Genomic DNA, 13,505 nt, shown 5'->3' with positions numbered 1-13,505 from the left:
CGCGCCAATCACCTTTTAAATATCCATTTCTCGATATTGATGTTGGAAAATACACATTCTAATAGCATCATGATAAGTTCCATCAACGAAAAACTCATCAATTAGCTCGCCTTCACGAATAAAGCCAACTTTTTCATAAACATGAATAGCTTTTTCATTTACTTTATCAACAACTAAATATAATTTATGCATATTTAGTACGTGAAAAGCATATTTCATTGCTAGTTTTGTGGCAGAAACAGCGTAACCGTGTCCCTGAAACTTAGGATCGATAATAATTTGAAATTCCGCTCTTCGGTGAATATAATCAATTTCCATTAACTCGACTAACCCAACCATTTGGCCATCTAATTCTAAAATAAAACGGCGTTCTGACTGATCGTGAATGTGCTTATCATATAGCTCCTGAAGCTCGACAAACGCCTCATATGGCTCTTCAAACCAATAAGACATTATTTTCGCGTCATTATTTAACCGGTGAACAAATTTTAAATCTTCTCGTTCAAGCGGTCTAAGTTTTAAATCTCCACTCATTTTTCCACTCCTAAATTATAAAATTGGTGATAGTAAACTGGATAGAACTTCTTTTATACGAGTCAATAATGGTTTGTTTTCCATATCTTTCATCGTAAACAGTCGACTATCTTCAAAATCTTTCTCAAAGTCACGTTTTAAATGATGCATAGCATCGCTTTCATCGTATAAGAATACCATTAATTCATGATTCAATCTAAAACTTCGCACGTCAAAATTGGCCGTACCAATAGCCGCACGCGTTCCGTCCACTAACATTGCCTTCGCATGGACAAAAGAATCATCGGCATAAGCATACATTTTTGCGCCTGCTTCAATCATTGTTTTCACATAAGCATTACTTCCGTGGAAGGAAATCCCGCGATCGCCTTTGCCAGGAATAATAACTCGCACGTCAACACCGCTCATCGCAACCCGGCGAATAACCGCAAGCGACTCTTCATCAGGAACAAAGTAAGGGGACACAATCCAAACAGATTCTTTGGCAGAATCAATCAAATCAAGCATTGAATCGCGTACCCATTTTTCTTTATCATATGGTCCGCCGTAAATAACTTGTGCCCATTCTTCACCCATATCAACTGGCGAAAAATATTGTTTTAAACCAGATTCGCTAATGAACTTGTCAGCGGCTCCAGCACGGTTTTCCATGTAGACCCAGTCATTTAGGAAAGATTCTTGGAGTTCGATGACAGCTTGGCCTGTTATTTTTATGTGTGTATCGCGCCAAACACGAAAATCTGGAGTATTAGAACGATATTCTTCACCGATATTAAGCCCACCTGTAAAGCCAATTTGGCCATCAATTACGACTATTTTACGGTGATTTCGCAAGTTGGCAGTCCTTACAATCCACGGGGATGTGATTGGATCAAACGCATGAATGCTAACCCCAGCTTCTTTTAGAGGCGCTAAAAATGCCTTATGAAGCTTGCTTGAACCAAGTCCATCAAACATAAATCTAACTTCAACACCAGATTTCGCCTTTTCTACCAAAATGTCACGAATCTCTGTAGAAATTTCATCCGTTTTGAAAATATAGTATTGAATATGGATGTGGTTTTCCGCTTTTCTAAGCGCGTCTAAGAGCACTGGGAAAGTTTCTTCACCATTTGTTAGTATTTCGATTTTATTTCCCTTAATAGGCTCTATGGACGTCAGATGCGCAATTCTTTTAGATAGTCGTGGTAACTTTTCATTGGTATTGTTTGGAATTGCATGAATCGCATGAATTAATTTCGCTTTTTCCATTACTTGAGCTGTGCTAAATTTTCTAGTCGCTGGATTTCTACCAAACACAAGGTAACTAATCGTTCCGAGTACAGGCAAAATGAAAATAACCGCAATCCAGGCGACTTTTGAGCTAGTATTTCGTTGATCAAATAGTAGTAGCCGAATCGCAATAATCACACCGCATAATTGGATAATTCCACTTGTTACTAAGAATAATATAGCTGCTTGATTGATTAAAAAGTACTCCACTAAAAATAAAACTACTGCTATAAACAGAAATTGAATCAGTTTGCGCATTTCTTCAACTCTTCTCTTTTTTAGACGTATTAAGGATATTATACATAAAATGTAGCCAAAAAGCGCTTTTTATACTGAAAAAAAGCTGGAAAATCGTTCTAATTCGCAAATTAGAGTCATTTCCAGCTTGGCTTTATTCTTCTATATCGCTTCCAGGAGCATCTTCAAAACTTTCATCAGGAACTTGTGTGATTAATGTTTCGTCGATTTCTTCCTCTAGCTCAACTTCATCTTCTTCTTTTGGTACTTTTGCAACAGTGGCTACTTTTTCATCTTCATCAAGACGAATTAGTTTAACACCCATTGCGCTACGACCTGTTTGCGAAACAGTTTCGATTTCAAAACGAATCAATACGCCACTCACAGTCATTAGCATTAAGTCTTCTTCACCAGTCACTGTTTTCATTGCGACTAAGTTACCATTTTTCTCTGTGATTGTAACGGTTTTAACACCCATACCACCGCGATTACGAAGCGGGTACTGGGAAGCCGGTGTTTGTTTACCATATCCTTTTTCCGTTACAACGAGAACTTTTTCATCATCCTCAAGGACTTCCATACCGATAACTTCATCGTCTTCACGAAGTCTAATACCACGAACACCAGCAGCTGTACGGCCCATTACGCGAATATTTTCTTCCGGGAAGTAGATAGATTGTCCATGTTTCGTTGCGATAATCATGTTTTTACTACCATCTGTCATTTGAACAGAGATTAATTCATCGTTTTCGCGAAGTTCAACTGCACGAAGACCACTTTGACGAATTTTCGCAAATTGAGAAAGGGTTGTACGCTTCACGACACCGTGTTTAGTTGTGAAGAATAGGTAGCTATCATCAGTGAATTCGGATAGATTTATCACAGCATTCACTTGTTCTTGGCTTTCAATTCCAAGTAAGTTGATGATTGGGATACCTTTGGCGGTACGACCATATTCAGGCACTTCATAACCTTTCGAACGGTAAACTTTCCCTGTGTTAGTGAAGAATAGTAACGTATCATGCGTGCTCGTTGCAACAAGGTGCTCTACGAAATCATCTTCATGAGTAGACATACCTTGGATACCACGACCACCACGACGTTGGCTACGATAAGTTGAAAGTGGTAGACGTTTGATATAGCCACGTTTAGTTAGCGTAATTGCCACTTCTTCTTCAGGGATTAAATCTTCATCTTCTAGGCTTACTAAATCACCTGCCAAGATTTCTGTACGACGTTTATCCGCATATTTAACTTTGATTTCTTCTAATTCTTCACGAATAATTTCAAGAATACGCTCATCATCAGCTAAAATGGCTTTTAAATCATTAATTAATGCCACTAAGTTTTGGTATTCTTCTTCAATTTTTTCGCGTTCTAAACCTGTTAAACGTTGCAAACGCATGTCTAAAATGGCTTGCGCTTGTTTGTCCGAAAGGTTGAATTGAGTCATCAAGCCTTCTTTGGCAACATCGGAAGTTTTTGATCCACGAATTAATTTAATAATCGCGTCAATATTATCTAGCGCAATTCGTAAACCTTCTAAAATATGAGCGCGTGCTTCTGCTTTACGAAGCTCAAATTCCGTACGGCGACGAATAACTACTTTTTGATGCTCTAAATAATGATAAAGAATTTCTTTTAAATTAAGTACTTTTGGATGATTGTCGACAAGTGCCAGCATATTAATACCAAAAGTAGTTTGAAGTGCTGTCATTTTGAATAAATTATTCACGATAACACTAGCACTAATATCACGACGAACCTCAATAACAATGCGCATTCCAGAACGGTCAGACTCATCATTCAGGGAAGTAATACCGTCGATTTTTTTCTCCCGAGCTAGTTCGGCAATACGCTCTACTAAGCGCGCTTTATTTACTTGGTAAGGAATTTCAGTGATAACGATTGTTTCTTTACCATTTTTCTTTTCTTCAATGTCCACGCGACCACGAACAGTAATTGAACCACGGCCACTTTCGTAAGCACGGCGGATTCCGCTACGTCCCATAATCATCCCAGCAGTAGGGAAGTCAGGTCCTGGAATATATTCCATTAAATCACGAATAGTAATTTCCGGATTATGACTAAGCGCCAAAACGCCATCAATAACTTCACCAAGATGGTGAGTAGGAATATTTGTTGCCATACCAACTGCGATACCTGACGAACCATTGACTAGTAAGTTAGGGAAACGCGCTGGTAAAATAACTGGCTCACGTTCAGAACCATCATAGTTATCAGCGTAATCAATTGTATCTTTGTTAATATCGCGAAGTAGTTCCATCGAAATTTTTGACATACGTGCTTCTGTATAACGCATCGCTGCCGCCATATCGCCATCGACCGAACCAAAGTTACCATGTCCATCAACTAGCATATTACGGTAACTAAAATCTTGCGCCATACGAACCATTGTAAAATAAACCGCTGTATCGCCGTGAGGGTGATACTTACCGATTACTTCACCAACGATACGAGCCGATTTTTTATAGGCTTTATCAGAAGTCATACCTAAGTCATTCATCGCATATAGAATACGACGGTGAACTGGTTTTAATCCGTCACGAACGTCTGGTAGGGCACGGGCAACAATTACACTCATCGCATAGTCTAGGAATGATGTCCGCATTTCTTTATTTAAGTTTATCTCTGTTATTCGTTGATTTGGTGTTTCTGCCATTGTTAGAGAAACCTCCCTTTCAAAAGTAAGGCTGAATCTAGTTCAAACCTTTTAAAAACAATTAATAACCCAATTATTACCCGGGAAATATTTATTAAACATCCAAGTTTTTAACGTATTGTGCGTTGTCTTCAATGAATTTACGACGAGGTTCCACCCGGTCACCCATCAACATTTCAAAAGTTTCATCGGCATCAATAGCGTCTTTGATATTGACTTGAAGTAGCGTACGGTGTTCTGGATTCATGGTTGTATCCCAAAGTTGTTCTGGGTTCATTTCTCCAAGACCTTTATATCGTTGAATGCTGTATTTAGTGTCTCCATCAAGGGAAGCTAGATAATCTTCTAACTGTCCATCGCTATATACATATTCTACTTGTTTACCATGCTTAATTTGATAAAGCGGTGGTTGCGCAATGTAGATATAACCTGCATCAAGTAGTGGGCGCATATAACGATAAAATAGCGTAAGCAGTAAGGTACGAATATGTGCACCATCGACATCGGCATCCGTCATAATAATAAGTTTGTGGTAACGAGATTTAGAAACGTCAAAATCTCCACCAAAACCTGTACCCATAGCCGTAAAAATAGTTCGAATTTCTTCGTTAGCTAAAATTCGGTCTAAACGCGCTTTTTCTACGTTCAAAATTTTACCACGAATCGGCAAAATTGCTTGGAATAAACGGTCACGACCTTGTTTAGCTGAACCACCAGCCGAGTCACCCTCAACGATGTAAAGTTCGCTGATTTCAGGATTACGAGAGGAACAGTCAGCTAGTTTACCTGGCAAACTAGAAATTTCTAGCCCACTGCTTTTACGAGCAACTTCACGCGCGCGCTTAGCAGCCAGACGTGCACGAGAAGCCACAACGCCCTTCTCAACGATTTTTTTAGCAACATCTGGGTTTTCCATCATAAATTTATTTAAAGCCTCAGAAAACAGCTTATCCGTGATTGAACGAGCTTCTGAATTTCCAAGTTTTGTTTTTGTTTGCCCTTCAAACTGTGGATCTGGGTGTTTGATGGAAATGATTGCCGTTAAACCTTCACGAACATCTTCACCGGAAAGGTTATCATCACTATCTTTGAACAATTTATTACGACGCGCATAGTCATTAATGACACGTGTTAACGCCGTTTTAAATCCAGATTCGTGAGTTCCGCCTTCATACGTATGAATGTTATTCGCAAATGAAATGATATTGCTTGAGAATCCAGTATTATATTGCATGGAAATCTCAACCATAATGTCATCGCGTTCACCTTCTAAATAAATTGGTGGCTCATGGATAACATCTTTGGCTTTATTTAAATGCTCCACATAAGAACGGATTCCGCCTTCATAGTGGAAATCTTTACGAACTTTGTGCTCTTCACGTTTGTCTTCAATCGAAATCGTTAAACCACGATTCAAGAAAGCAAGTTCGCGCGTACGAGTACGAAGCGTATCAAAATCAAATTCCGTTGTTTCTGTAAAAATTTGTGGATCTGGCGTGAAGTGAACAATTGTTCCACGGTAATCCGTTTCGCCTTGTTCTTCCATATCCATGACTACATCACCACGTTCAAAACGTTGGTAATATTTTTGCCCTTCACGGTGAACGTATACCTCAAGAGATGTGGAAAGGGCATTAACTACCGATGCACCAACTCCGTGAAGTCCGCCAGACACTTTATATCCGCCGCCGCCAAATTTACCACCAGCATGCAGAACGGTAAAGATAACTTCTACTGTTGGACGACCAATTTTTTCGTTAATCCCAGTAGGAATCCCACGTCCGTTATCACGAACAGTAATGCTGTTATCAGCTTCGATTGTAATTTCAATTTCTGTACAAAAACCAGCAAGTGCTTCATCAATTGCGTTATCAACAATTTCCCATACAAGGTGATGGAGTCCGCGTTGACTAGTTGAACCAATGTACATACCAGGTCTTTTTCTTACTGCCTCTAGACCTTCCAGTACTTGTATTTGATCTTCGTTATAATCTGAAGCATTTTCTTGTACATTTGTAATATTTTCTTCTGACATTAATTATTCCACCGCACTTTCTTTTTCATCAAATTATATTAACCTAGATTAGGATTTTTTTACTGTACCTTTTTCTACATAGAAAGTTGTTGCTTGTTTGAGCGTTTCATGGTCGATCCCGCTCGTACTTGTTGTTGTTACAAAGGTTTGTACTTTTCCTTCAATAGCTCCGAGCAAATGCGATTGACGGTAATCGTCGAGTTCACTAAGCACATCATCGAGAAGAAGAACCGGATATTCCCCAGTTTCTTCATGGATTAGGTCAATTTCTGCTAATTTTATAGAAAGTGCCGTTGTCCGTTGCTGGCCTTGCGAACCAAAATCTTGCACATTTTGCCCATTAATATAAAACAGAGAATCATCCCGATGTGGTCCAATAAGCGTGACACCACGGTCGATTTCTCTTTGTTTGATTGATTCCATTTTTTGAAGTAAATCCGCTTTCCACACGTCAGGGTTATCCCCATTTAGTGTGACGGAAGCTTTATACTCGATTTTTAGCGTCTCAAGCCCTCGGGAAATTTGGTGATGAATTGGAGCTGCATATGCCTCTAATTTTTGAATAAAATCAGCTCGTCTTTTCGTCAAATTAATAGCGACATCTGCGAACTGCTCTGTCAAAATATCAAGCAATATTGGATCTACTTTGCGTTTCATTTGTAACATCTTCAAATATTGATTTCGCTGTTGCAATATTCGTTGATACTCACTTAGATTGTGCAAATAAATCGGCTGCATTTGCCCAATTTCCATATTCAAAAACCGACGTCTAATTCCTGGAGCACCTTTCACAAGCGATAAATCCTCTGGGGCAAAAATAACCACATTCAAATTACCGACATATTGGCTAAGTTTCTTTTGTTCCAAATGATTTACTTTAGCTCGCTTGCCTTTTTGGGTGATAGCAAGCTCTAAAGGCACCGATTGCCCGTGCTTCGCTATTCGACCTTCCATCTTGGCTTCTTCTTTTTCCCACATAATAAAATCTTTATCATTCGTTGTCCGATGTGACTTTGCAAGTGCAAGCATCAATACGGCTTCTAAAAGGTTGGTTTTACCTTGTGCATTCTCACCAAGAAAAACATTAACAGATGGGGAAAATTCTAGTTCTAAGTTTTCGTAGTTCCGGAAATTCCTTAAAACAATACTTTCTAAATGCATCTGCTATTTCCCTTGCTCAATTTTCACTTTTCCAACACCGGGAACTAAGATAACATCGCCATTACGAAGCTTTTTCCCCCGGCGGTTGTCTTGCTCTCCGTTGATGTAAATCGTATTTTCACTAAGGTACGCTTTCGCCATTCCACCAGTTGAAACTACATCAATCATTTGTAAAAGTTGACCAAGCGTTACGAACTCGCTATTTATCTTTACAGTTTCAGCCAAAAATTTCACGCCCAATCTTTTTTTATCACTACCTTCTATTTTACTAAAGTTTTGCCAATAATACAAAGAATATTTTCATATATTCGTTTTTCAGCTTTTTTTAGCAAAACTAATGGGGGGATATTATTTATTAAAAAAAAGAAAATATGAGCTTCTGTGGCGTTTTTTTATTAAAATGGTTATTTTCGCCGAATAACTGCTTTTTTTTGCCAAGTTCCTGATTTATATCGCCAAACACCGAGCATCGTCGCTGTAATCCAAGCAACTGGGGTCGCCCACCATAGCCCAACATAACCAATATAAAGCGATAAAACAAATCCAATAGCAAGCCTAGAAACTAACTCGAATATTCCCATTGCTAAAGGTACCATCGCATCTCCAGTACCACGTAACGTTTCCCGCACAACAAATAGAATCCCTACAACCACATAAAATAACGACACTATCAGTAGGTAACTCACACCAATATTAATAACTTCTGTTTCACTTGAATCTACAAATAATAATAAAAATTGCCGAGCGAAAAGTTGAACTAAAATCGTGATACCAATACTGATAGCTGTAACTACTTTTATTCCCGACCAAAAACCTTCGCGAACACGATCAATTTTTCCAGCACCAATATTTTGACCGGCAAACATGGAGGATGCTGCTCCAAAAGCAATTCCCGGTTGATATGTAAGTGAATCAATTCGACTCGCTGCTGTATAAGCCGCAACGACTGATGAACCAAAGCCATTTATTAAACTTTGAAGAGCCATGTTTCCAATAGAAATGAACGAACCTTGTAATCCAGATGGAAGTCCAATGCGCACCATTTCTTTAAGTAGTGGGGTAGAGAGCTTGAATTTTGCGCGCTCTATCCGCATAAACGGCACGTGGCGATAAGCATAGTAAATAACGGCAATCGCTGCTGCTGTCTGAGAAAGAACCGTCGCAGTAGCAGCCCCACGAACGCCCATATCCATATAAACAACCAATAAAAAATCTAATGCAATATTCATTAAAGAGGATAAAATCAAAAAAATCAGCGGTGTTATCGAATTCCCAAGTGCTCGAAGTATTGCTGCCATCCCGTTATATAAACTCATCGGTAAAATCCCAATAAATAGGGTGGTTAAAAAGATGGTCGAATCATCCAAAATATTTGCTGGTGTGCGCAATAAAATAAGAAGTGGCTTCGCAAGCAAAACGCCCGCAACAGTTAAAATAATCGCCGAAAAAACTACCGCATAAGTTGCCGTAGCAATAACATCTTTCAAACGATCATAATCTTTAAAACCAAAATACTGCGCTACTACGACAGAAATACCGCTCATAAGTCCAATAATCAAAGAAATCATAAAAAAATTGACTGAGTTTGTTGCTCCAACTGCAGCTAGTGCATCAACACTAACAAATTTACCAACAATCACCGCATCAATCATCGTATAAAATTGCTGAAATAAGTTTCCAATCAACATTGGCATCGCGAATAAAAAAATTAATTTTGTCGGATTACCGGTTGTCATATCTTTCATCATGCTAAGAATTACCTCCATTTGCATAAATATACATTTGTCTCCAAAAACTGTACTATAACAAAAAAAGAATCCGCCTTGAAACCAAGACGGATGTGCTTTTTGCGAGATTAGTAAGTTCTAACCGGCGTGATTAATTGTAAAATTTCATTTGGATTAGCTGCATCTTTTGGTCGAAGTACGAATGGTCTCATTGTACCGGAGAAGGAAATTTGAATATCATCACCTTCAAAAGCACGCAGGGCATCCATCATGTATTTACCGTTAAAAGATATTTTAATCTCTTCGCCAGTAAAGCTTTGACTAAAGACATTTTCAGAAACATTCCCAACTTCCGGAGAATTGGAAGATACTTCAACTTGTCCATTTTCAAGTGTCATTAATTTAATAACGTTATTACGATTTTCGCGAGCAAGTAGGGATGCACGGTCAATTGCTTGTAAAAATGCTTTGGAATTAATGACTAATTCTGATTTAGTATCTGTTGGAATTAAACGAGACGTATCTGGATAACTACCTTCAAGTAAACGAGAGTAGAATAATAAGTCTTTTAATTTAAAAAGAATTTGATTATTTGCAAGGGTCATTTCGATTGATTCACTTGCATCATCTAAAATTTTATTTAGTTCAGATAAACTTTTCCCAGGAATAACAATGTTATATTCTTCATCGATGTCTGTTTCAAGTGGAATTTCACGTAAAGCTAGACGATGACTATCTGTTGCAACTGCGCTTAGTTTATTTTCTTTAATAATCCAATTTACACCAGTAAGTACTGGGCGAACTTCAATCGCAGAAACTGCAAAAACAGTTTGTCTAACGATATTTTTAAGTACATTAATTGGAATTTTAATTGTTTTTCCGTCTGTTACTTCAGGTAACTTAGGATATTCCATTGGATCTAAGCCGTTTAGTGTAAAGGATGCTTGGCCAGAACTAATGTTGGTTTGGTAATTAGAAGTTACTTCAATTTCTACATTTTCTTCTGGTAAACGACGAACAATATCGCCAAAGTATTTGGATTGAAGTACAATTCCCCCAAAACTTTCTACTTCTACAATTACTTCATCATTTTCAATTAATGGAATAAATGCTTCGATGGAAATATCAGAATCACTACCAGTTAATGTTACACCTTCATCATTTACGACTATTTTTATCCCCGTTAATATTGGAATCGTTGTTCTTGCAGAGATGGCACGAGTAACTTCATTGACTGCTTGGACAAGACGATCACGCTCAATAACAAATTTCATGAGTATCCCCCATTTTTTTATATTTTGTAAAACTTCAAAAACCTTTAATTAATTAATAAAAAATCGTAGTAATAGTAATAGGCGCTGTGGATTTGTGGATAAGTAGGTTACAAGCCATGCGATATAAAGTTTTCCACATGTTGATAACTTGTGGGTAAGTATGTTTCAGTTATCCACATTGTACACAGGTCTATTAAAACATATTTTGTGCTTTTCTTAAATTTTTTTCAATTTCGGCAAGGTCATTTTTCAACACTTGATCGGTTTTTAGTAGTTGCGATATTTTTTCATGTGCATGGATGACGGTTGTATGATCTCGTCCACCAAATTCATCACCGATTTTTGGTAATGAAGCATCTGTAAGCTCTCTTGAAAGATACATGGCGATTTGGCGCGGGAATGCAATACTTTTCGTCCGTTTTTTAGCTTTAAAATCTTCTAAACGAACGTGGAAATATTCACCGACTGCTTCTTGAATACCACTAATTGTAATAACTTGTGATTTAGAAGAGGGGATAATATCTTTTAGTGCTTCTGCCGCAAGACCAGCTGTTATATCTTTATTAACGAGGGAAGAATAAGCAACTACTCGGATAAGTGCGCCTTCTAGCTCGCGAATATTCGAATCAATTTGGTTTGCGATATAAAGCATGACTTCATTTGGAATATCTAATCCGTCTGCTTTTGCTTTTTTACGTAAAATGGCGATCCGTGTTTCTAAGTCTGGTGGCGTAATATCGGTAATTAAGCCCCATTCAAAGCGGGATCTAAGTCGATCTTCCAGGGTTGGAATTTCTTTTGGCGGTCGGTCACTAGAAATAATAATTTGCTTTTGTTCATCATAAAGTGTGTTAAATGTATGGAAAAATTCCTCTTGTGTTCCTTCTTTACCGGCTAAAAATTGAATATCATCAATAAGTAAGACATCCACATTTCGGTATTTTGTACGGAATTCTTCGGTTTTATTATCACGAATAGAGCTAATAAACTCATTGGTGAATTTTTCGCTGGAAAGGTACATTACTTTCGCATTATCTTTATGCTGTTGAACATAGTGGCCAACTGCGTGCATTAAATGTGTTTTACCGAGGCCAACTCCTCCATAAATGAAGAGTGGATTATATGCTTTCGCTGGTGCTTCGGCTACTGCAAGTGATGCTGCGTGGGCGAATCTATTCCCAGAACCAATGACAAACGTATCAAAAACATAACGCGGATTAAGCATATGTTTTCCAATTTCAATGCCATCTTCATCTAACGCTGGATTTGGTTTAATCACAGTGTATTCAAAGTTTTCTTCCTGTTCGCCATCAATAAAGCGGACATCAAATAAGCGACCAGTTATTTCTTGCAAAATGTTAGCGATAAATTGCGTATAGCTTTTCTCTAACCAATCGCGAACAAAATTATTGGGCGCTGAAATAATAAACGTATTACCTTCAAGTGAATGAGCGGTTGTTGATTTCATCCATGTATCGTAACTAGGTTTACTCATATTTTTTTTAACGATTTGCAGTGTTTCCTGCCAGATGTCTTCAATTGATTGCACTAGTAACCCCCCTTTTTTATGTAATGTAAATGGATGCTATAAAGTTATCCACAGATAGAAAAAGCCATGGATAAGGTTATCCAAACACTGTTAAAAAATTATCCACAAAGTAAAAATGCATTGTGGATAACTTTAGTTTTCCCCAGCTATATTTCTATTCGACAGGAATTATAATATCAGAAAATCACTCTGATAGCAAGGACTTACAAAATCTATCCACAAAACTGTCCAGATGTGAAAAACGGTTGTCCACAGCCAGTTAACTTGTGTATAACTTGTGTGTAAAGAAATCTGTAACGAAATTGTTAGATTTAATTATCCACAAGCCATTGTGTGTAATTAACCACTAATTGTGTATAAGTTTAAAGTAGATTAAAAGGTTATCCACAAAAAAATGACGTTATTAATGAGTTATCCACACTTTCTGGAAAAGGATTTCATTGCGACAATGTGTTAAACTATTTACCAGAATAAGAAAAAGACAAAAAAATGAGGTTGTGAAAAATGATATTTCAACGGCTTTTGAAAACGAGAGATACAGAATTTTATCGAGTTATACAAAACGGGAATATTGACGACGTATTTGGATACTTATTAATTCACGACAAACGGGAACCAGCAGAAATTGATGATTTTAAGGTATTTGCAAAAAGTAATATAAATAAAGAAGCTTTTTCAGTGAATATCAAAAAAAATCATATTTACACGATGTTTTTTCACTTTACCGATTTAGAAGAAGAACAGGAAATTCCAAAATTCACTAAAGTTATTCGTTTTATAGAAGGGCTTTTGTCCTTTCAACCAGAAACAAGCCATTATATTGATAACTATTTAATAAAGGAAAAACTAATTTTTGAATATCCTGGTGAATTTGAGAAAATCGGGGAGTTTGCTAAATATTTAGTAGAGGTTTCTGGTCGGGAAATTACTATTCCAGACACAACAAGAGAAAAATATATCTATTTGTCACAATAATTTTCGAAAAATGGTTTTTCTCGCTATAAAAATATGATATGATAGTGAACGGAGTCTA

General features: G+C 37.5%; 10 protein-coding genes. 1 reads left to right on the top strand and 9 read right to left on the bottom strand.

Features of this window, described 5'->3' with window-relative positions; translation table 11 throughout:
• Positions 1-15: 15 nt before the first annotated feature.
• The 9 genes from speG to dnaA form a co-directional block, all read right to left on the bottom strand.
• Positions 16-534 carry a spermidine N1-acetyltransferase gene (gene speG / locus HRK21_RS06010; protein ID WP_003723772.1) on the bottom strand — a complete coding sequence of 173 codons (519 nt, stop codon included), beginning with the start codon at positions 532-534 and terminating at the stop codon, positions 16-18.
• Positions 535-549: 15 nt separating this feature from the next.
• On the bottom strand, positions 550-2,064 hold the full coding sequence (cls, locus tag HRK21_RS06005) for a cardiolipin synthase (RefSeq protein WP_070006452.1): 1,515 nt from the start codon (positions 2,062-2,064) through the stop codon (positions 550-552).
• A gap of 133 nt (positions 2,065-2,197) precedes the next feature.
• Complete coding sequence (gene gyrA / locus HRK21_RS06000) at positions 2,198-4,726, bottom strand: DNA gyrase subunit A (RefSeq protein WP_003728718.1); 2,529 nt, start codon at positions 4,724-4,726, stop codon at positions 2,198-2,200.
• Between the two features lie 94 nt (positions 4,727-4,820).
• Positions 4,821-6,761 carry a DNA topoisomerase (ATP-hydrolyzing) subunit B gene (gyrB, locus tag HRK21_RS05995; RefSeq protein WP_003740032.1) on the bottom strand — a complete coding sequence of 647 codons (1,941 nt, stop codon included), beginning with the start codon at positions 6,759-6,761 and terminating at the stop codon, positions 4,821-4,823.
• 48 nt (positions 6,762-6,809) lie between these two features.
• Positions 6,810-7,922, bottom strand: coding sequence for a DNA replication/repair protein RecF (gene recF / locus HRK21_RS05990; protein WP_003740031.1), 1,113 nt, complete (start codon positions 7,920-7,922; stop codon positions 6,810-6,812).
• 3 nt (positions 7,923-7,925) lie between these two features.
• Positions 7,926-8,147 carry a S4 domain-containing protein YaaA gene (yaaA, locus tag HRK21_RS05985; RefSeq protein ID WP_010958651.1) on the bottom strand — a complete coding sequence of 74 codons (222 nt, stop codon included), beginning with the start codon at positions 8,145-8,147 and terminating at the stop codon, positions 7,926-7,928.
• A gap of 179 nt (positions 8,148-8,326) precedes the next feature.
• Positions 8,327-9,670: an MATE family efflux transporter gene (locus HRK21_RS05980; RefSeq protein ID WP_069887520.1), complete on the bottom strand. Its 1,344-nt coding sequence runs from the start codon at positions 9,668-9,670 to the stop codon at positions 8,327-8,329.
• Between the two features lie 107 nt (positions 9,671-9,777).
• Positions 9,778-10,923: a DNA polymerase III subunit beta gene (gene dnaN, locus HRK21_RS05975; RefSeq protein ID WP_003728713.1), complete on the bottom strand. Its 1,146-nt coding sequence runs from the start codon at positions 10,921-10,923 to the stop codon at positions 9,778-9,780.
• 193 nt (positions 10,924-11,116) lie between these two features.
• A complete protein-coding gene (dnaA, locus tag HRK21_RS05970) occupies positions 11,117-12,472 on the bottom strand; it encodes a chromosomal replication initiator protein DnaA (protein ID WP_003727573.1) in 1,356 nt (451 codons plus the stop codon).
• A 504-nt stretch (positions 12,473-12,976) separates the two neighbouring features.
• Between dnaA and HRK21_RS05965 the strand changes: the two genes are divergently transcribed.
• Positions 12,977-13,447: a hypothetical protein gene (locus HRK21_RS05965; RefSeq protein WP_069887519.1), complete on the top strand. Its 471-nt coding sequence runs from the start codon at positions 12,977-12,979 to the stop codon at positions 13,445-13,447.
• Positions 13,448-13,505 lie beyond the last annotated feature (58 nt).

Origin of the sequence: Listeria monocytogenes, from assembly GCF_013282665.1 — a bacterium.
In the GTDB taxonomy this organism is placed as follows: Bacteria; Bacillota; Bacilli; order Lactobacillales; family Listeriaceae; genus Listeria; species Listeria monocytogenes_C.
The sequence above is the reverse complement of the archived record's forward strand: the minus strand, read 5'-3'. Positions and strand labels throughout refer to the sequence as shown.